This window comes from Streptomyces sp. R28, assembly GCF_041052385.1.
GTDB lineage: Bacteria > Actinomycetota > Actinomycetes > Streptomycetales > Streptomycetaceae > Streptomyces.
This window is the reverse complement of the sequence record NZ_CP163439.1, coordinates 6,536,855-6,555,229: the sequence shown is the minus strand read 5'-3', so window position 1 is coordinate 6,555,229 and position 18,375 is coordinate 6,536,855. Positions and strand designations below refer to the sequence as shown.

The window sequence follows — 18,375 nt, the reverse complement described above, 5'->3', positions numbered from 1 at the left end:
AACGCACCGAACGTTCACGCGTGACTGAAGAGTTCGCGCCATTTAATCGCCAGGGCCGTGTCTCACCCGTATGAGGGGGACACGGCCCCGCTGCGTCGCTCTACTCTGACGTCCGTAGCCGTCAGGCACGGGGAGACGCACCTTGTACAGCATCATCGTGGTACCTCCGCCGACCACGGAGGACGAGACAACCGACCGCGCCCAGCTCCGACTCGCGCCCGGCGAGCGGCTCAGCTTCGGGCGTTCCGCTTCCGACAACGGCCTCACCATCGCGCACGACGGGGTGTCCCGCAGAGCGGGTGAGATCACCGCGCAGGGCGCCTTCTGGATACTGAGCAACCTCAGCCGGGAACAGACGTACGTCGTGGAGAACCCGGAGGGCGCCGGCGAGCACATCAAGGTCGGGCCGGGGCGGCTGGATGCGCCGGTCCCCTTCGAGTTCTCGCGGATCGTGCTGCCGGCGGCCGGCGATCTGCTGGCGGTCGAGGTGTGGGCGCCGCGCCACGACTACCTCAGCTCCGCCGGGGGCCTGGACGGCGCGACGACCGCCCCGGCCTTCTCGGTCGACCGCACCAAGCGGTACTTCGCGGTCCTGGCCGCCCTGTGTGAACCCCGCCTGCGCGGTGAACCGCATGCCCCGCTGCCCACGGTCGACCAGGTCGTGGACCGGCTCCGCCCCCACTGGCCTGCGGCGTCCCGTACGTCGGTCCAGTGGAACATCGACTACCTCGCCGTGAAGCTGCGGCTCAAGCCCGGCCCGGAGACGGCGGACACCGGCCCGCGCCTCAACGGCAAGAAGGAGTCCCTGGTGTCGCTGGCGCTGCGCTTCGATCTCGTCCGGGAGGACGACCTCATCGTGCTGAGAGAGCCCACGCGCCCGGCGGCCCCGACGTCCGGCCGGGCGGCCCGGTGACCGAGCCGTACGCCGTGCCGGTGCCGAAGGGGTACCGGGTGGGCGGCTGGGAGGTGCGGGAGCCGATCGCCACGGGGGCGTTCGGGAGCGTGTACGAGGGCAGGCGCGTCGGAGCCGACACGGGCCGGCCGGCCGAGGTGGCCCTGAAGTTCCTGCCGACCGGCACCGGAACCCCCCGCCAACTCGCCCACCTGCGCGAACTCATCGACCGCGAGGTCGAGTTGCACCGCAGGCTGAAGCAGCCGCGGCTGATCCGGATGTACGAGACCCTCGTCGTCGACGACGCTGAGCACCCGGCCCTCGACGGCGCCACGGTCCTCGTACTGGAGAAGGCGGAAGGCTCGCTGTCCGCGCTGCTGGCCCACACCCGAAGACCGCAGGCAGGACCGGCGCTGCTCGCGCAGATCTGCGAGGGGCTGGCACAGCTGCACCGGGCGGGCTGGGTGCACGGGGACCTGAAACCGGCCAATGTGCTGCTGATGAAGGACGGTTCGGCCCGGCTCGCCGACTTCAACATGGCGGCGGAGCTGGAGGGCACGCACGCGTACACGCCCGCCTTCTCCACGCCCGACTACACGCCGCCGGAGCTGCTCTGGTCGGAGATCGGCGAGCGGGGCCGCCGGATCCGCCCGTCGGCCGACGTCTGGGCGTTCGGCGTCCTGGCCCATCTGATGCTCACCGGCTCCTTCCCGCTGCCCGGCGCCACTGCGACGACCCGTCGCGACGCGGCCGCCGCCTACGCCCGCGGCACCGACGAGCTGCGTCTGTCGCCCGAACTCCCGGACATCTGGGGGGAGATCCTGCGGGACTGCCTGACCCGTACGCACACCGACCGGATCGACAGTCAGGCGCTGCTGCGGCGGGTGGAGGCCGCGGCGGGCACCGGCCGCTCACCGCGCCTGCCGCGGTCCCTCCTCCCCCGCCGCCGTTCCCGCCGTACGACGGTGCTGGCCGCCGCGACCGCCGTGGTGGCGCTGTCCGCCCTCGGCTACGGCATCAGCACCTGGGCCGGTGCCGGGACCGAGGGGGCCGGCGCCTCGGGCAGCGAGACCACGAAGGTCACGGCCGCCGGCTACGGCGCCTCCGAACTCCGTACGGACAAAGGCGTCCCGGTGGCCTACCGCCGCCTCATCGTCGACTCCGCCCACGACTGCGTCCACCCGGAGGTCACCCCCGCGCTGATCGCCGCCCTGCTGAAGGCGGAGAGCAACTTCGACCCGGACCTCTCCGACCCGTCGGTGGGCAAAGAGGGCGAGTACGGCATCGCCCGCTGGACGCCGAGCCTGCTGCGCTGGTGGATCAGCGACGACGGCGTCCCCCCGGAGGAGACCCCCAAGCCTCCCCTCACGCCGGCCGAGTCGATCCCGGCGGTGGGCCGTTACCTCTGCTTCATGGAACCGCGCCTGAAGCAGACCGGGTTGTCGGGTGACCGCCAGGTACTGCTGGCGGCCGCGTACCGGACCTCCACCAAGGTCGTGAACGCCGCGGGCGGAGTTCCCCCGCAGTACCGCGACTACGCCACCCACGTCGCCCACTACCTCAAGGAGTACACGCCGCCCGGCAAGAAGGGACCCTGAGAGGTCTGAGGTACCGCTCGCGGGCGATCGGCGCCACGGTGTTCCTGTCCACCAACGGGGGTGGCACCACCGGAAGGACACCGACCATGAAGCGCATGCTCGCCTCGCTGGGTGCGGCGGCCGTACTGGCCACGGGCGCCGTCGCCCTGACACCGACGGGCGCGTCGGCGGCACCGAACGGCTGCTGGGGGAACGCCGGCACGAAGACCGACCCCGACGGGCGCACCTTCACGGCCCGTTACTGCCACAACTACCAGGGTGGCGACATCATCTGGTACCGCAACAAGATCGGCTACATGTACGCGGGCGACAACTGGTTCGTCTGCCAGTCGAAGGACCCGAGCTTCCCGAACCCGCCCGTCGGCAACGCCCGTAACGACTGGTGGCTCTACACCCAGGGCGACACGGGCAGCGAGCACAAGGCCTGGGGCTGGTTCCCGGCGACCAAGGTCTCGGGCGGCAACAACTACGAGCCGGTGCCGGGTCTGCCGGTCTGCTGACCCGCTCACCCGCTCACCCGCCGACCGCCTGATCCGCGGCCTCCGACTCCCTCGGGGGAGGGCCGGAGGCCGTTCGCCCCTATCGCAGAACCTCGCACATTTTGCACACGACACGCCGTATTTTGCATGCCCTTGGGATGCTCACGCTTCCTCTTCCTACCCTGGCTTCAGTTTCTGTCGGGGGAGGAAACAGCCATGCACAGCATCATCGTCGTGCCCATGCACAGCACGCACCCGGCCGATCACATTCACCTGGAGCCGGGCGACTCCCTGCCGTTCGGCCGCACGGCAGGACCGTACGGCCCGCATCTGACCGTCGCGCACGAGGGCGTCTCCCGTACAGCCGGAGAGATCACGGCCGCGGGCGCCTACTGGCGGCTCAGCAATCTGAGCAGCGCGCAGACGTACGTGGTCGAGAACCCGGAGGGCGCGGGCGAGCACATCAAGGTCGCGCCGGGCCGGCTCGACGCCCCGGTGCCGTTCGAGTTCGCCCGCGTGGTCCTGCCCGCCGGAAACGAGCTGCTGAGCTTCGACGTCTGGGCCCCACGCCACGACTTCCTGGACCGCGTCGGCCCACAGGAAGGGGCGCCCACCACGTGCGCCTTCCCGCTCGACCGCGGCAAACGGTACTTCCACGTCCTGGTCGCCCTGTGCGCCGCCCGCCTGCGCGGCGAGCCGCACGCCCCGCTGCCGACCGCCGAGGAGCTGGTCGAGCAGCTGCGCCCGATCTGGCCCGCGGTCTCCCGTACGTCGGTGGCGTGGAACATCGACTACCTCGCGGTCAAGCTGCGTCTCAAGCCGGCTCCGGACACGGTGCCGAGCGGCGGCCCACGCCTCAACGGCAAGAAGGAACGCCTGGTTTCCCTGGCCCTGCGCTTCGACCTCGTACGTGAGGAAGACCTGGCTCTGCTGCACGGGAACAGGAGTGTCGTCCGATGAGCGCCGAGTCGTCGAGGCACGCCGTGGACGTCCCGCGGGGTTACCGCGTCGGTGTCTGGGAGGTGGGCGAACCCATCGCCTCCGGCGGCTTCGGCAGCGTGTACGCCGCCCGGCGCGCCGAGCCCGCCGAGCCCGCCGAGCCCCCCGCGGGCATGCCGGCCGAGAGCATGCCGGCCGAGGTCGCGCTGAAGTTCCTGCCCACCGGCACCCAAACGCCACGCCAACTGCGCCACCTGCGGGAACTCGCCGAGCGGGAGACCGAGTTACTGCGCAGACTGCGGCGCCCGCGCCTCATCCGGATGTACGAGGCCCTGACCGTGGACGACCCCGGCCGCCCAGCCCTCGACGGCGCCACGGTCCTCGTACTGGAACGCGCCGAGGGCTCCCTCGACCAGTTGCTCGACCAGTTGTCGACCCGGCGTCGGGGTCGCGGCGGCGCACCTGCCGAACATGCCGTCGCCGTCCCGGGCGGGCCCTCGCTGGTCGCGCAGATCTGCGAGGGGGTGGCCCACCTGCACCACGCGGGTTGGGTGCACGGCGACCTCAAACCCGCCAACGTGCTGCTGATGGCAGACGGTTCGGTCCGGCTCGCCGACTTCAACCTGGCCGCCGAACTGAACGGTACCCACGCCTACTCCCCCGTGTTCACGACCTCCGACTACACCCCGCCCGAACTCCTGTGGGCCGAGGTCGGCGAACACGGCCACCAGACCCGTCCCACCGCCGACATCTGGGCCTTCGGCATCATCGCCCACCTGGTGCTGACCGGCAGCCTGCCGTTCCCCGGGACGAACCCGACGGCCCGCCGGGAAGCGGTCCAGCGCTACGCCAAGGGCCGTGACGAGCTCCGTCTCTCCCCCGAACTCCCGGACACCTGGCGGCAGATCGTCACCGACTGCCTCGCCCCCACGCACGCCGCCCGGGCGCCGCACACCGCGCAGGCCCTGCTGCGCCGGGTCGAGGCCGCGGCCGGGGCGGCACGCTCCCCGCGGCTGCCCCGGCTGAAGCCGAGGCGCGGCCCGCACCCGGCCGTCCTCATCTCGCTCGCGGCGGTCGCGGCGCTGTCACTGGCCACCGCCGGCCTCCTCGCCCTGCGCGAGCCCGCACCGCAGGGGTACGCGCGCTGCGACCAGGGAGACGTCTGCTTCTTCGCGAAGCCGGACGGACAGGGCGAGATGTGCCCCTGGTACGAGTACGACAAGGACTGGTTCGGCGGCAACATCACCTGCGACTGGGCGAAGACCACCAAGCCGAGGTCGGCCTTCAACAACGGCTACACGGGCGACCCGCACGACGATGTCCAGCTCTTCCGCGAGGCCGACATGAAGAAGCCGTTCGGCTGCATCCAGGCCCTCCAGAAGGTCAACTTCCCTGACCCCGGCGGCCTGGTGATCCGCTCGCACGAGTGGGTGTCGGCCTGCTGAGCGGACAGCCGTCGTACGGGTGTGCCCCGCTCGCCCTACAACTTTCCAGGTACCGCGTTCACGGCCACCACCGGACGCTTGTCGTGCCCGCAACGAAGAACGACAACGGGGAGACAGACATGAGGACAACCAACCTGACCCGACGCCGCACCGCGGCCACGGCCGCACTCGGGGCCGGCGCGCTCGCGCTCTCACTCGGCCTGCAGCTCGGCGCCACGGCTACGGCCGCACCGGGCTCCGACCAGGCGGCCGACGTGGTCGCGGCGGCCAAGCCCAAGTTCCAGATGCCGTTCGCGTGCAACACCCACTGGCGGCTCGACACCTACGACAGCGGCCACAACCCGGCGCTGGACATCGTGGTGAAGGGCAACACGGGATCGTCCGGCAAGAACGTGCTGGCCGGCTACAAGGGCAAGGTCGCCAAGACCTTCTGGGACCGGGGCGCCGGCAACGTCATCATCATCAACCACGGCAGCGGCTGGTACACGGCGTACTACCACCTCAAGGACAAGCACGACAGGTACGTCCAGGTGGGCGACAGCGTCACCGCGGGGACCAGGATCGGCCACATCGGCGCCACCGGCTCCAACAGCGGCGGCTGGGCGCACCTGCACTACGAGCAGCGCTACAAGACGAACGGCATCCCGACGGAGGCCGACCGCGAGCCCGTGCACTTCAACGGCACAAAGTACACAGGCGTGGGCAAGACGTGGACTGACGTCGTCAGCAAGAACTGCTAGGGCCTTTGCAGGAGGTCGAGGAAGAGGGTCCAGGCCTGGTGGGGGAAGACCAGGCCTGGACCCTTGCGGGTCTCCGGGACGGCAACAACAAGCCGTAAAGAGTGCCTGGTTCCGGCAGTGACCTCTGGTGCGGCTGAAGCGAGAATGTCCGTACAGGCGTATGAGACACAGGACTTGGGTGCCCTTCGGGGGAGGGCCGCACGCCGTGGTTTCCGGGCCCCGGCATGCGGCTCCGGCCTTGTGCGTCATCCGCCTGTTCTTCGCGACATCCCTGTTGTCCAAGCATGCAAGGAAGGTTCACCGTGAGATCGACCCGCGCTGCCCTGACCATGGCGGCCGCTGCCCTGATGCCGGCCGTCCTGCTCACCGCCCCGGCCTTCGCCGCCGAGCCGACCGCGTCGTCGCCCACCATCGTGGCGACCGCGTCCGAGACGGACGGCTCCGGCGTCGACGACATGTCCGACGACGACGTCCGAGTCGCGATAGCGCGCATCATCGCCGATCCCGACACCGGCAAGGCCGTCCACGCCGCCGCACAGGCGGCCCTGGACGGCACCATCGCGGACCAGCGGTACTTCCTGGAGACGGGTCGCTGGATCGCCCAGTTCGAGGACGATCGCGTCGCCGTCGCCCGCATCCTCCACATCGCCACGGAGAACGGCGACAAGGCGGTCATCAGAGAGGCCAACAAGGCCCTCGACACCAACACCCCGGAAGCCCTGCGCACCTTCCTGGAAACCGGCTACCGCCTCGCCCAGGCCGAGGACGACCGCGTCCGCGTCTTCCGCATCCTCGCCACCGCCGACAAGAAGACCGACAAGGCGGTCATCAGGGAAGCCAACGAGGCCCTCGACGCCAACACCCCGGAGGCCCTGCGCGCCTACCTGGAAACCGGCTACGCCGCCGCCCGGTTCGAGGACGACCGCGTCCGCGTCTTCCGCATCCTCGCCGACCCGACCATCAGCGACGCGCTGCGTGCGGCGGCGGAGGCGGCGCTTGAGGAGGACACGCCGGAAGCGTTGCGGTACTTCCTGGAGGTCGGGCAGTACGAGGTGGAGGGCTGACGCGTCTCCTCAACTCCGCCTCGGCGGTGAGGGAACGGGGGGATGCCGTGCGCTACTGGGGGCTGTTCTGCGCGGCCGCAGCCACCGCCGCTCCGAGGTGTATCCGAGCAGTGCCGACATCGCTGCGACGGTGACCAGTTCGGCGTCACTGAGCATGGGCTCGATCCGGACGTACAGTGCCGTTGCGAGAGTGTCCAAGTCGGTCATCACACACCGACATTGGACACCCTCGCGCCCTGTCCGCAGGCCACCCTTTGGACTCATTCAGGGATCCGGGGCGGACTCCACTGCGGTGACTATGCGGCACGGTCATTTCGCAGGGCCTGGATGAGCCAGGGGTACACCGGGATCAGGCTCGGTACTACCTGCCAGCCGTTGACGATCCACACCAGCCGCCAGTACCGATCCACCTGAGGATCATGCGCCTCTTCGAACTCCCGCGCCATCCAGTGTCGGAATTCCGCGTCAGGAGTCTGCGCGAACACCTCGGCGAAGCGGTGCACGAGGTCGTCGATGACGGGTGCGGCCCTGTCACTGAGCGGGTCCATGCCCGACTCCATGGCCTCGGCCACCTTCTGACGGGTGAATTCCATCAGCTCCTCACCGGCATCGCGCTCGATGTCGAGCGGGCGTCCGGCGGCCTGGCGTACGGCCGTCCGGCGCATCCGGGCACGGAAATCCTCGTCGCCGACCAGCTCGGCGAGCTCCACCCACGCGGCGACCTGCTCGCCGGTCGGGTCATCGGGGAGGTCGGGAGTGGCAGCGCGAAGCATGGCCACTGCGGCCGGGTCGGCATCCCCTGTGCCGAAGATGCCCTCCACGAAATCGTCGATCAAACGTCGGCGTTCCTCGCCCGACAACTGCGCGAGCCTGTGCATGAGCTTGGTCTCCTCGGGACTGGACCCGCGTCTGGCCACGACTCGCAGAACGCTCCGACGCAGTAGCAGCATCCGGATCTGGACGTCCATGGCGTCGGCGTGCGCCGCGGCGACTTCTGCCATGGAGAGCTCGCGGTCCAGTACCCGCTGAATCGAGGGCAGGTCCATGCCCAACTCGCGGAGTGTGCGGACGAGTTCCAGACGAAGCAGTGCGTCGAGGTCGTAGAGCCGATAGCCGGCGGGACTTCGGGTGGTCGGCGCTACCACCCCCGAATCGGAGTAGAACCGGATCGTCCTCACAGGCAAGCCGGTCCGCCGGGAAAGCTCCCCGATCGAGTAGAGGGTCGTAACGTCCATGTCCCCCACTCTGCTGTCTCCAGTCACTGGAGACTCAAGGGCTACGAGTCCTTGGACTCATTCATCTAGAGGGACTCGACGAAGAGGAGAGTGAGTTGCTGACGAACGTGATCGTCCACGTCGGCGAGGGCACCCCGGTGACCGTCCGGCTGGCCCGCACCCCTGACGGCCGTATCCGCCTGGACGTGACCGATCCCGACCCGCACGCCTGGCTGATCCTGCGCCGCCCCGGAACGGACGACGAGACGGGTCGGGGCCTCCTGCTGCTCGACTCGCTCACCCGGCGCTGGGGCGTCTGGCTGACGCCCGCGGGCAAGACCGTGTGGTGCGAGTTGCAGGGGTGAAACGGCCGTGGCCGGACCCAGGGGCCCGGCCACGAGGAAACGCGCTGCGGCGGCAGCGTCAGGAACAGTTCACCCACTTGTTGGAGGCGATGCCGTCCTTGAACTTGCCGTCCGCGAACGTGTCCAGGTTGGGGATGGCCCCCTTGCGCTTGAGCACAGTGCTTTCGCCCTCGTAGTTCTTCTTCGTGAAGATCTTGACTTCGCAGGACTGGCCGTTGTTGTAGACCGAGTTGGCGTACTTGAACTTGGTGTACTGCAGCAGGTCCTTGTTGTCGCCCGACACCTTGCCAGGTGTCCCCCCGTAGTTGGTGAGGGTGAAGCCACACAGCGACCCGGACGTGCAGTCCGTGAAGGACGCCTGCGCCGGCGACGCCGTAGCCGCGACACCCAGGCCGCTCAGCAGCATCGCACCCGCCGCGATGCCCGCCTTGGCCCGCATTCCCCCGAACTTCCGCATATTGCTTCCCCTTTCAGGGTCCCCGTTGCTTGACGTGAGCCACTCGCTTGGCTCTTGCGGTCAGCCCCAACCGTAGAGGGGCTCGCACGGCCTCCGACCCTGAAAAGTTTCAGGTACCGCTCCCACCCCGCCGCCCACAGACTTCCGCATGTGCCGCCGCGAGACTCGGCAGCACGGCAGACACAGACATCGAGGTATCCCTTGCGTACAGCACAGGCACGGAATCGATTCGGACTGATCATCGCGGGCACGGCTCTCGCGGGCATCGCGCTGACCGGCTGCGGCCAGGGCAGCGGTACGGACGCCGGGGCCGGGACAACGACCAGGACAGCATTGGTGGTCAATGACCTGACGGACGTACAGGTGATGGCCAGCGCACCCTGCGACGACCGCCACATCGTCTTCACCGTCGACGGCACTCCTTACCACGGCTTCGACTACAGCAAGGCGATGGAGACCGTCATCTCCAAGGGCTCCCAGGGCAACATCGTCAAGGAGGCCCAGTGCCTGCTGGAGTACGTCAAGTGCTCCCCAGGCACGGTGGACGGCATCTTCGGTGACAAGACCAGGGCCGCGACGATCCGCTTCCAGGAGAAGAACGGACTGAGGGCCGACGGCTCGATCGGCCCGAAGACCTGGCCGAAGCTGCGCGACTTGGACCCCAAAGGCTGCTGAGCCGCGAACAAGTACGACAGCCTCGAGCAGGACGGCGCCTATGGCCCGCAGACCCGCAAGATGATGGGCTGGCGCGTCTACAACAACGGCAGCGCCACCACCCGGTGCACGGCCCCCGGCACTTGATCACCATGGCCCCGTGCCGCCCCAGGGGGAGTCGGCGCGGCTGACGGAGGAGACCGCCGACAGGGGTGCGCGGTCGATCCCGTGTGCACGGCCGCGGTGAGCGTCACGTTTCCCCCGCTCACCGCGGCCGTCCCGATTCCTTCACAGACGCGCCGTGCGGCGCACAAAGATTCGCGGTGGATCAGTAGCGTCCCTTACCCTCCCCTTCGTAGGACTGGGGGAGGGTGGCCCTCATGGAATCGGGCGAGGGGACGAATCCATGTACAGCGTCATCGTCGTGCCGCCGGCCTGCGCAAGGCCGGACGGACAGATCAGGATCGCCACCGGCGAACGGCTCTGCTTCGGCAGGGCCGATACCGACAGCGGTCTCGTCATCGCGCACGAAGGAGTACCCCGGATCGCCGGGGAGATCACGGCGCACCGCACCTACTGGCTGCTGAGCAACCTCAGCGAGGACCAGACCTACGTGGTGGAGAACCCGGAGGGCGCGGGCTAGCACATCAAGGTGTCACCCGGCCGCGTCGAGGCGCCCATGCCGTTCGAGTTCGCGCGGGTGGTGCTGCCCGCCGCAGGCGATCTGCTCACCTTCGACGTCTGGGCGCCCTGCCATAGCTTCCGCAGCACCGCCCGCCACGCGCTTGCCGGCGCGACCACCTCGCCGGCGTTCGTCCTGGACCGCACCAAGCGGTACTTCGCGGTCCTGGTGGCCCTGTGCGAGTCCCGGCTGCGCGGCGAGCCGCACGCTCCGCTGCCCGCCGTGGAACAGCTGGTCGAGCGCCTGCGGCCGGTCTGGCCGACGGTCAGCCGCTCCGCCGTGTACTGGAACATCGACTACCTCGCCGTCAAGCTGCGCCTACGCCCGGCCCCGGAAACAGCCGAGCCCGGCCGGCGCGTCAACGGCAAGAAGGAGTCGCTGGTCTCCCTCGCGCTCCGCTTCGACCTGGTCCGCGAGGACGACTTGGCGGTACTCACCCAGAACGCCGCGAGCGAGGTGGCCGGATGAGCGGGCAGCCGTACGCGGTCCCCGTTCCGAAGGGCTACCGGGTCGGTCCGTGGGAGGTGCGGGAACCTCTCGCGTCGGGCGCGTTCGCGACGGTGTACGCGGGCAGGTTCGTCGACGAGGCGGATCCCGCGCTGCCCCGCCGGGCGGCCCTGAAGTTCCTGCCCACCGGCACCCACACCCCACGCGGGCTGCGCCACCTGCGCGAACTGGCCGAACGCGAGGTGGAGTTGTTGCGCCGACTCCGCACACCCCGCCTGATCCGCATGTACGACACCCTGACGGTCGATGACCCGGACCACCCGGAGCTCGACGGCGCCACCGTCCTCGTACTGGAACGGGCCGAAGGGTCACTGGACGCCGTACTGGAACAGACACCCCAGCCCGACTCGGGCCCCGCGCTGCTGGCCCAGATCTGCGAGGGACTGCACCAGCTGCACGGGGCGGGCTGGATGCACGGCGACCTGAAGCCCGCCAACGTCCTGCTGACGAAAGACGGTTCGGTCCGCCTGGCCGACTTCAACCTGGCGGCGGAACTGGAGGGCACACACGCCTACGCGCCCGCCTTCGCCACGCCCGACTACACGGCACCCGAAATCCTCCGGCCTGAGATCGACGAGCGGGGCACGAGAGTCCGTCCGAGTGCGGACGTCTGGGCCTTCGGAGTCCTGGCGCACGTCGTCCTGACGGGCTCGTTCCCGTTGCCGGGCGGCAGCACAGAGGCGCGGTGCGACGCCGCGATCCGGTACGCGCGGGGCACGGAGGAGCTACGGCTGTCCCCCGAACTGCCCGACGCGTGGCGGGATATCGTGCAGGACTGTCTGGCCCCCACGCACCAGGAGCGCGCCGCCCACGACACGGCGACGCTCCTGCGCCGCGTCGAGCAGGCGGCAGGCGTCGCCCGCTCCGCCCGCCTGCCCCGCATGCGCCCCCGCTTCTGGCAACGGCATCCGGCCCTGACCGCGGCGCTCGCGACGGTGCTGCTGGCAACGACGGGGACGGCGGGGGCGGGATATCTGTACGTGAACCAGGACGATGTGGTGCCGGTGTACGCGGCCCTGCCCACGGAGTCGGCACCCAAAGGGCCCGACGGCGAGCCTGTCTACAACTACCACCGCTGCCCGGAGGACCACGTCTGCTTCTTCAGCGAGTACAACGGCAATGGCGACATGTGCAGTTGGCGAGGTGACGACGCCGACTGGCACTCGGGCGAGGAGACCTGCATGTGGGCGGCCGACGCACCGGTCCGCTCGATCTTCAACAACATCGCGGACGAACGGAAGAAGCACGACGTGACCTACTTCCGCGGCGCCGACTTCGAACCTCTCGGCGCCGACCGGCGCCGACCGGCCCAGCGCAGCGGTTGCACGGCCGTGAACTCCATGGGCAACGTCGCGGGAAGGGCCGCGCCGCAGTCACACCGGCTGGTGGACAGCTGCTCGTCCAAGTCCGTGTTGTGGACGATCCTCTCGCTGTTCGGCTGAACCCCGGTCGGTAGGCATGACCGACCGCGGGGTGCGGGGCCGGCGGGCAAACCGGCCCCGACGGCCCGTCAGTGGGCCCGCATCCCCGTCGACGCGGCGGAGCTCTCGAACTGGAACTTGAATTTGGTGCCGTCCTTGACGTCGCTGGCGATGACCTTCCACTCACCGGCCTTCGTGGACTTGTAGTCACTCTGGCAGTGGTTGAGACCGCCGCCGCTGGCGTAGAAGCAGACCTTCACCTTGCGGTCGGTGTTGGTCTTGATGTTGATGTCGGCACAGTTGGCGGTCGTGAAGTAGGTGGTGCTGCTCGGCGAGAAGTAGGTGCCCGCCGGCTTGCTGTAGCTCCACGCGTTGCCGTAGCAGGACTGGGCGACCACTTCTCCCTGCGTGGCCGCGCCGACGGTGACGGCCGTGGCGGCCGTGGCGGCGATGAGACCGCTGCCGACGACTGCGCCGGTCAGGGCGAGAGCGGCGATTCGCTTGCGGATGTTCATGGAAGTCCATCCCCCGTTTGTGGGTTTTCTGGATTGGTGATCGTCCGCCGGTGGCGGCATATCAGGGGATTGTGCGGAGCTCCGGAGGAGAGCGGTACCTAGAACCTTTGAGGGGTCTGGCGCCGGGGACGCCGGTGCGGTCGTCAGGTGGTCATGGCATCAGGGAACCTCGAAAGTTTCAGGTTCCCTGACCGCTGCCGGTCCGCGACCGTTGCACGAGTGCAAGACCAGGAGTGCAACACATCGGCAACGGGGGTCTCCATGAACATCGGCAAGCGAATCGCCGCTCTCGCCCTGACTGGCGCAGTCGTCGGCAGCGGTCTGATCGCCACCACGGCCGGGACCGCCGGCGCGGCCACGCAGGGAGAGGCGGTCGCCCGGTCCTGCTACGGCAACGCCCTTTCCTACACCAAGGACGCGGGCACCCACATCTACCCGAACTACCCCAACTTCTACTACCTCATCGCGACCAGCAACTGTGCCGACATCAACATCAAGACCAACACCGACCGCTACGTCAAGGTCTGCTTCCTTACCAGCGGCGGCGGCAAGGACTGCCAGGACAATTACAAACTCGCCACAAAGGGCGACTGGACAGTGATCGCCACGAACGTCAGGGACAACGCCAAGTTCCAGTTCTACTTCAGGAGTGATGCCAAGTCGACGGGATACAGCGCGGCCTGATCCCGCATCAGTCGAGTACGGGCCGCCCGGGTGCGATGACGTGGTCCGAGGGGGACGGGTGGTAGCCGGTCTCGTGCTGGATTCGCTGCGCCTCGGCGGCGAACGGCATCACCCTCCCCTCCCTCGGCATCGACCTGCCGACCTTGGCCGGCACGCTCCCCCACCCGGCCCCTCATCGCACTCGGCAACTGCAACCAGGCCACCGCCCGCGCCCTGATCGCCGCCCTGCGCAAGGCGGCCGAGCGGTGAAACCCCTCACGCTCGAACTGCTCGCGCTGCCCAAAGCCGTCCCCGAGGCTCGCCGTGCCGTACGCGAACACCTGGGCCACCCCTGCCCCGAACTCCAGCTCTGTGTGAGTGAGTTGCTGACGAACGTGATCGTCCACGTCGGCGAGGGCACCCCGGTGACCGTCCGGCTGGTCCACGGCCAGGACGGCCGTACACGTGTGGAGGTCACCGACCCCGACCCGCACGCCTGGCTCATCGCACGTGCCCCGGACGCGGGCGACGAGACGGGCCGTGGCCTGCTGTTGCTCGACGCGACCGCGCTGCGCTGGGGCGTCTGGCTGACGCCGGCAGGCAAGACGGTCTGGTGCGAAGTTCCCTGATGCTCCACCAACCGCCGAGCCTCCAGCGCCGCCCCCGTCACCGCGGCGCCCCGGGCCAAACCTGCAGAGTTATAGGTACCCCGTTGGCGAGGGCCGCGCTTGACTGACCGCACCGACCATGCGCCACACAAACCGGGGGAGATTCCTCATGCGCAAGCGCATCGCCACAGCTCTCGGAGCCGCAGCCGCGGCCATCATGCTCACCACAACCACCGCGTCCGCTGCCGGCTCGGACGACATCATTTCCGACGAGCCTGGTTTCTTCCACTACAAGCGGAGCTGCGGTACCTCCTACGCAATGACTCTCACCACGAAGAAGGCCATCGCGGCCAAGGGCAACGACGGATCGTGCGCGGGTCACGTCTGGCTGCGCATGTACGGGAACGGGTGGGGGGACTGGCATGACGACAAGACTTCGGTGACGCTCAACAGCCCCAACGGCAAGTTCAAGAAGGCATTGATCAAGGGCTGCGCCGACTGCCACGCCTACACCGTGTACCCGGGCTAGCGCTCACCGAGAGAAGGAGTCCCGTCACCGATCGTGGCGGGGCCCCTCCGCGTCACGCTGCCAGCCTGAAGGACACCCACCTCCCGCCGTACCTACAACTTTGCAGGTTCCCCCCGGCCGCCACCCTCGCTCACCATGGCCACGGCACAACGGCAAGGAAAAGAAACGGGGGAACACATGAAGCACTTCCGCGCATCCCGCACGACGGCGGTTGCCGTCGCCGGTCTCACGCTGCTGTCCGGTCTCGGCCTCGGCGTCGCCACGGCCGCACCGGCCGCCGCGTACGCGGGCTACTGCAACGACGGCTACGCATCGGTGTTCAGGAAGCTCGTCGGCGACAACACCTACACGGCTTACCTGCCCGGCTACAAGGCCGACATGGACTGCAACATGGGCAGCGGGGCGCAGAGCAAGTCCGTCGCCATGCTCCAGCGCTCTCTGAACGTGTGCTACGGCGACGACCTGGACTTCAGCCTGAAGGTCGACGGAATCTTCGGCTCCGACACCAAGAACGCCCTCGCGGCGGCTCAGCGCGACGAAGGCATCAGGGGCGACGGCATTTACGGCAAGGACAGCCGCACCCGCCTGAAGTGGGAGTTCACCCGCAACAGCACGACTCGCTGCGCCCGCATCTGACCATGAAGGAGTTCCTCATGCTGCGCACAAAGGCCGCCCTCGCAGCCGGCGCGACACTGCTGGCCGGACTCGGACTGGCCGGTATCACCGCGGCGCCGGCCAACGCCGCCACCCACTGGTGCAACAAGACGATGGGCGATTTCATCAACGGCGGAAACGGCCACGAGCTGGCCCAGATCCCCGCCTACAACGGCACCTTCGACTGCATCACCGGCGAGGGGGCTTCCGGCCCCCACGTGACGGCGATCCAGAACGCACTGCGGCACTGCCACAAGCGGACCAAGGTGGAGGTCGACGGCCACTTCGGGGCGATCACCAAGGCGGAGCTGATGAAGGTTCAGACCGATCTGCGCCTGGAGGACGACGGCGTGTACGGCCCGGATACCCGCGACAAGCTGAAGTGGCGCAGCAGCACCGGCCACTGCGCCACCCTCCCGTAATTGAAGCCCACACGAGCACGCTCACGACCACTGGGGGAACCATGAGGAAGACTCGCACGTCCCGCGTCCGCGCAGGTCTCCTGGCCGCAGCCTTAACCGGCGCTCTCGCCATCAGCGTCACGCCGGCCTCCGCCAACGTGTCCGACGGATACGTCTCGGGCGCATACGAGTTCCAGGACGACTTCGGCGACGAGGGAACCCTGTCCGTCAGCTCCCACACGCACTCCAACGCCACCGCCCTGTGGCAATGGATTCTGTGGGCGGAGGGCGCCAAGAAGAGCAACGGCAACGCCTTCCGTTACGCCGACATCGACTGCTGGTTCGGCTCCGACACCAAGTCGGCCACCGTAAGCCTGCAGCGCACTCTGAGGCTGGACGACATCGACGGCATCGTCGGCAACGAGACCTTCGGCGCGGTCGACGGAAACATCGAGTACGTATCCACCGACTACGACAGCTCCACCTACCGAACGAAGCTGCGCTACGCGGGCGACGCCAACGCCTTCTTCCTGTACCGCAGCGCGAGCGGCGTCTACCAGCTGCACATCCCGAACGCCGACCGCAAGCCCGCGTCCTACACGTCCGCCAGCTGCTGACACCTGACGCCGCGCACGACGCCCACATGTCAAACGGTAGTCTTTCGACGGTCAACAAGCATGACTCAAAAGCACGTTGAGCAAGGCAGGACCGTCGGGGGACCCATGACAGACCAGCCACTATCGCAAGCAGGCGCGACCCCGTTGCGTCCCACCGACCCCGGCCGCATCGGCCCCTACGTCCCCCTCGGCCTCCTCGGCAGCGGCGGCATGGGCCACGTCTACCTCTCCCGCCCCGCCGACAACACCCCCGGCCTCGCCGCCATCAAGGTGATCCGCCCGGAGTACGCCGAAGACCCCCGCTTCCGCAGGCGCTTCGAGCGGGAGGCATCCCTGCACGCCCGGGTCCACACCCCGCGTGCGCCGCAGCTGCTCGGCACCGGGTTCGACGACACGCTGCTGTGGATGGCGACGCAGTACGTACCCGGCCTCAACCTCGCCGACGCCGTGCGTGACTGCGGCACGCTGGCGCCGGCCGGCGTGTGGCGGCTGGTGGCGGACCTCGGGCAGGCCCTGTCGGCGATGGCCGCCGCCGATGTCGTACACCGGGATCTCAAGCCGTCCAACGTGATCCTGTCCCCGCAGGGCGCGCACGTCATCGACTTCGGCATCGCGCAGGCCGCCGACAGCAGCGCGATCACCTCGACCGGGAGCAGGGTCGGCACGCCGGCCTTCATGGCGCCCGAGTATCTGCGCGAGGGCAGCTGCGACACCGCCTCCGACGTCTTCTCGCTGGCGGGGAGCCTGATCTACGCCGCCACCGGCCACGCTCCCTTCGGGGACGGCACCGGCGTCGACGTGATGCACCGGGTCGCCTTCGAGGAACCCAAGCCGGAGATCATGGCCGAACTCTCCGCCGTGGACCCGGCGTTGGCGGCCCTGCTGGCCGCTTGCCTCGCCAAGGACCCCACCGGGCGCCCCACCCCACGCCAACTCACCGAAGCCGCCACAGCCGCCGGTCACGGCCGCGCAGCCGTCTGGCACGAGGAGCTGAGCGCCCGGCTGCTGGCCCGCGGGCAGGCCTGCGACGCGCTGGAACAGGTCGCCGTCCACGAGACCGTCCAGTTGCGTACGCCGACTCCGCAGCCCGCGCCCCCCAGCGCCGCGTTCGGATCGCCTGCACCGCCCTCCTGGCAGCACGCCACGCCCGTTCAGACCCCGGCGCCGGAAGGCGGCGGCCGTCGGAAGAAGCGGAAGGCTTACCTCGCCGTCACCGCCGGCCTCGCCGTGTGCGCCGTCGCCGCGGGCGCCTTCTTCCTCACCCGCCCGTCCCTCGACGAAACGGCCTCGGCCGCACCGACGGAAGCCGTCGGCACCGCCCCCAACGACGCGCAGGCCTCTCCCCACCCCAGTTCCTCCGCCTCGCCCTCCGGCGACAAGGACAAGGAGAAGGGCCAGGGGAAGAGGAAGGAAACCGACGCGGCGGAAGCGGAGGCCGAGAAGTCGGAGAGCCCGAACGCATCCGTCGGCGGCGCAGGCGCGACGCAGTCCACTCCCGCCGACGAAGCCTCCCCGACATCCGACGGCGACGACAGCAGCGCCGGCGGCAGCAGTGGCGGCACCGCCCCGACCGCCACCCCCACCAAGACCGCCACGACACCCGCCACTCCGCCCTGGATCTCCCAGTGCACGTACTACTCCGGCACCGAACTCACCGACTACGGCGACAAGGGCCAACGCGTCGTCCAGGTGCAGTGCATGCTCACCAAGCGCGGCTACGGCGTCGGCAGCGCGGGCGTGGACGGCGAGTTCGGCAGGGACACCGAGTCCGCGGTCAAGCAGTTCCAGAGCGCCAAGGGGCTTGAGGTGGACGGTCAGGTGGGCCCCAACACCTGGGCGGCCCTGCGGAGTTCCACATGACGCAGGGCCCGCCGTCGAGGTGAACGGCGGGCCCTGCGACTTGTGCGGCTCAGTTGAACCTGTGCGGCTCG

20 protein-coding genes and 2 pseudogenes are annotated in these 18,375 nt (G+C 69.1%); 18 read left to right on the top strand and 4 right to left on the bottom strand.

Features of this window, described 5'->3' with window-relative positions; translation table 11 throughout:
• The first annotated feature begins 142 nt into the window (after window positions 1-142).
• The 7 genes from AB5J49_RS29480 to AB5J49_RS29450 all read left to right on the top strand — a co-directional run bounded on the left by AB5J49_RS29480 (window position 143) and on the right by AB5J49_RS29450 (window position 7,157).
• Window positions 143-913, top strand: a complete 771-nt coding sequence (locus AB5J49_RS29480; protein WP_369171861.1) for an FHA domain-containing protein — start codon at window positions 143-145, stop codon at window positions 911-913.
• Window positions 910-2,490 carry a protein kinase gene (locus AB5J49_RS29475; RefSeq protein WP_369171860.1) on the top strand — a complete coding sequence of 527 codons (1,581 nt, stop codon included), beginning with the start codon at window positions 910-912 and terminating at the stop codon, window positions 2,488-2,490. The genes AB5J49_RS29480 and AB5J49_RS29475 overlap by 4 nt, the downstream gene beginning before the upstream one ends.
• An 86-nt stretch (window positions 2,491-2,576) precedes the next feature.
• Complete coding sequence (locus AB5J49_RS29470) at window positions 2,577-2,990, top strand: hypothetical protein (protein WP_369171859.1); 414 nt, start codon at window positions 2,577-2,579, stop codon at window positions 2,988-2,990.
• Window positions 2,991-3,185: 195 nt separating this feature from the next.
• Entirely contained in the window at window positions 3,186-3,929 is a 744-nt protein-coding gene (locus AB5J49_RS29465) for an FHA domain-containing protein (RefSeq protein ID WP_369171858.1), read from the top strand.
• The gene (locus tag AB5J49_RS29460) at window positions 3,926-5,353 is read left to right on the top strand and encodes a protein kinase (protein WP_369171857.1); all 1,428 of its coding nucleotides are present in this window, start codon (window positions 3,926-3,928) and stop codon (window positions 5,351-5,353) included. The genes AB5J49_RS29465 and AB5J49_RS29460 overlap by 4 nt, the downstream gene beginning before the upstream one ends.
• A 119-nt stretch (window positions 5,354-5,472) precedes the next feature.
• A complete protein-coding gene (locus AB5J49_RS29455; RefSeq protein WP_369171856.1) occupies window positions 5,473-6,093 on the top strand; it encodes a M23 family metallopeptidase in 621 nt (206 codons plus the stop codon).
• 302 nt (window positions 6,094-6,395) lie between these two features.
• Window positions 6,396-7,157, top strand: a complete 762-nt coding sequence (locus AB5J49_RS29450; protein WP_369171855.1) for an ALF repeat-containing protein — start codon at window positions 6,396-6,398, stop codon at window positions 7,155-7,157.
• Window positions 7,158-7,232: 75 nt separating this feature from the next.
• Here the strand turns inward: AB5J49_RS29450 and AB5J49_RS29445 are convergent.
• Both AB5J49_RS29445 and AB5J49_RS29440 read right to left on the bottom strand, forming a co-directional pair.
• Window positions 7,233-7,367, bottom strand: a pseudogene (locus tag AB5J49_RS29445) (IS982 family transposase); the annotation flags it as partial.
• Window positions 7,368-7,453: 86 nt separating this feature from the next.
• Window positions 7,454-8,392 carry a MerR family transcriptional regulator gene (locus AB5J49_RS29440; protein ID WP_369175300.1) on the bottom strand — a complete coding sequence of 313 codons (939 nt, stop codon included), beginning with the start codon at window positions 8,390-8,392 and terminating at the stop codon, window positions 7,454-7,456.
• A 95-nt stretch (window positions 8,393-8,487) separates the two neighbouring features.
• Between AB5J49_RS29440 and AB5J49_RS29435 the strand changes: the two genes are divergently transcribed.
• Window positions 8,488-8,736: an ATP-binding protein gene (locus tag AB5J49_RS29435; protein WP_369171854.1), complete on the top strand. Its 249-nt coding sequence runs from the start codon at window positions 8,488-8,490 to the stop codon at window positions 8,734-8,736.
• Window positions 8,737-8,794: 58 nt separating this feature from the next.
• Here the strand turns inward: AB5J49_RS29435 and AB5J49_RS29430 are convergent, their stop codons facing one another.
• Window positions 8,795-9,193: a peptidase inhibitor family I36 protein gene (locus AB5J49_RS29430; protein ID WP_369171853.1), complete on the bottom strand. Its 399-nt coding sequence runs from the start codon at window positions 9,191-9,193 to the stop codon at window positions 8,795-8,797.
• A gap of 201 nt (window positions 9,194-9,394) precedes the next feature.
• Here AB5J49_RS29430 and AB5J49_RS29425 point away from each other — a divergent pair, with 201 nt between their 5' ends.
• From AB5J49_RS29425 to AB5J49_RS29415, 3 genes and pseudogenes are all read left to right on the top strand, one after another.
• Entirely contained in the window at window positions 9,395-9,868 is a 474-nt protein-coding gene (locus AB5J49_RS29425) for a peptidoglycan-binding protein (RefSeq protein WP_369171852.1), read from the top strand.
• A gap of 385 nt (window positions 9,869-10,253) precedes the next feature.
• A pseudogene (locus AB5J49_RS29420) lies at window positions 10,254-10,997 on the top strand (FHA domain-containing protein).
• The gene (locus AB5J49_RS29415; protein WP_369171850.1) at window positions 10,994-12,478 is read left to right on the top strand and encodes a protein kinase; all 1,485 of its coding nucleotides are present in this window, start codon (window positions 10,994-10,996) and stop codon (window positions 12,476-12,478) included. The pseudogene AB5J49_RS29420 and the gene AB5J49_RS29415 overlap by 4 nt, the downstream one beginning before the upstream one ends.
• A gap of 68 nt (window positions 12,479-12,546) precedes the next feature.
• Here AB5J49_RS29415 and AB5J49_RS29410 read toward each other — a convergent pair whose 3' ends face one another.
• Entirely contained in the window at window positions 12,547-12,972 is a 426-nt protein-coding gene (locus AB5J49_RS29410) for a hypothetical protein (RefSeq protein WP_369171849.1), read from the bottom strand.
• A 261-nt stretch (window positions 12,973-13,233) separates the two neighbouring features.
• Here AB5J49_RS29410 and AB5J49_RS29405 point away from each other — a divergent pair, with 261 nt between their 5' ends.
• From AB5J49_RS29405 to AB5J49_RS29375, 7 genes are all read left to right on the top strand, one after another.
• A complete protein-coding gene (locus tag AB5J49_RS29405) occupies window positions 13,234-13,656 on the top strand; it encodes a hypothetical protein (RefSeq protein ID WP_369171847.1) in 423 nt (140 codons plus the stop codon).
• Between the two features lie 245 nt (window positions 13,657-13,901).
• Window positions 13,902-14,264, top strand: a complete 363-nt coding sequence (locus tag AB5J49_RS29400; RefSeq protein ID WP_369171846.1) for an ATP-binding protein — start codon at window positions 13,902-13,904, stop codon at window positions 14,262-14,264.
• A gap of 148 nt (window positions 14,265-14,412) precedes the next feature.
• Entirely contained in the window at window positions 14,413-14,772 is a 360-nt protein-coding gene (locus AB5J49_RS29395) for a hypothetical protein (RefSeq protein ID WP_369171844.1), read from the top strand.
• A 177-nt stretch (window positions 14,773-14,949) separates the two neighbouring features.
• Window positions 14,950-15,408: a peptidoglycan-binding protein gene (locus AB5J49_RS29390; protein WP_369171843.1), complete on the top strand. Its 459-nt coding sequence runs from the start codon at window positions 14,950-14,952 to the stop codon at window positions 15,406-15,408.
• Between the two features lie 17 nt (window positions 15,409-15,425).
• Window positions 15,426-15,848, top strand: a complete 423-nt coding sequence (locus tag AB5J49_RS29385; protein WP_369171842.1) for a peptidoglycan-binding protein — start codon at window positions 15,426-15,428, stop codon at window positions 15,846-15,848.
• Window positions 15,849-15,889: 41 nt separating this feature from the next.
• Window positions 15,890-16,444: a Tat pathway signal protein gene (locus AB5J49_RS29380; RefSeq protein ID WP_369171841.1), complete on the top strand. Its 555-nt coding sequence runs from the start codon at window positions 15,890-15,892 to the stop codon at window positions 16,442-16,444.
• Window positions 16,445-16,549: 105 nt separating this feature from the next.
• Window positions 16,550-18,304: a protein kinase gene (locus AB5J49_RS29375; RefSeq protein WP_369171840.1), complete on the top strand. Its 1,755-nt coding sequence runs from the start codon at window positions 16,550-16,552 to the stop codon at window positions 18,302-18,304.
• Window positions 18,305-18,375: the final 71 nt, after the last annotated feature.

Coding starts and splice junctions, on each gene's coding strand:
- AB5J49_RS29430 (WP_369171853.1), bottom strand. CDS start 9,193: ATGCGGAAGTTCGGGGGAATGCGGGCCAAGGCGGGCATCGCGGCGGGT.
- AB5J49_RS29405 (WP_369171847.1), top strand. CDS start 13,234: ATGAACATCGGCAAGCGAATCGCCGCTCTCGCCCTGACTGGCGCAGTC.
- AB5J49_RS29410 (WP_369171849.1), bottom strand. CDS start 12,972: ATGAACATCCGCAAGCGAATCGCCGCTCTCGCCCTGACCGGCGCAGTC.
- AB5J49_RS29440 (WP_369175300.1), bottom strand. CDS start 8,392: ATGGACGTTACGACCCTCTACTCGATCGGGGAGCTTTCCCGGCGGACC.
- AB5J49_RS29390 (WP_369171843.1), top strand. CDS start 14,950: ATGAAGCACTTCCGCGCATCCCGCACGACGGCGGTTGCCGTCGCCGGT.
- AB5J49_RS29460 (WP_369171857.1), top strand. CDS start 3,926: ATGAGCGCCGAGTCGTCGAGGCACGCCGTGGACGTCCCGCGGGGTTAC.
- AB5J49_RS29470 (WP_369171859.1), top strand. CDS start 2,577: ATGAAGCGCATGCTCGCCTCGCTGGGTGCGGCGGCCGTACTGGCCACG.
- AB5J49_RS29385 (WP_369171842.1), top strand. CDS start 15,426: ATGCTGCGCACAAAGGCCGCCCTCGCAGCCGGCGCGACACTGCTGGCC.
- AB5J49_RS29455 (WP_369171856.1), top strand. CDS start 5,473: ATGAGGACAACCAACCTGACCCGACGCCGCACCGCGGCCACGGCCGCA.
- AB5J49_RS29465 (WP_369171858.1), top strand. CDS start 3,186: ATGCACAGCATCATCGTCGTGCCCATGCACAGCACGCACCCGGCCGAT.
- AB5J49_RS29375 (WP_369171840.1), top strand. CDS start 16,550: ATGACAGACCAGCCACTATCGCAAGCAGGCGCGACCCCGTTGCGTCCC.
- AB5J49_RS29380 (WP_369171841.1), top strand. CDS start 15,890: ATGAGGAAGACTCGCACGTCCCGCGTCCGCGCAGGTCTCCTGGCCGCA.
- AB5J49_RS29415 (WP_369171850.1), top strand. CDS start 10,994: ATGAGCGGGCAGCCGTACGCGGTCCCCGTTCCGAAGGGCTACCGGGTC.
- AB5J49_RS29395 (WP_369171844.1), top strand. CDS start 14,413: ATGCGCAAGCGCATCGCCACAGCTCTCGGAGCCGCAGCCGCGGCCATC.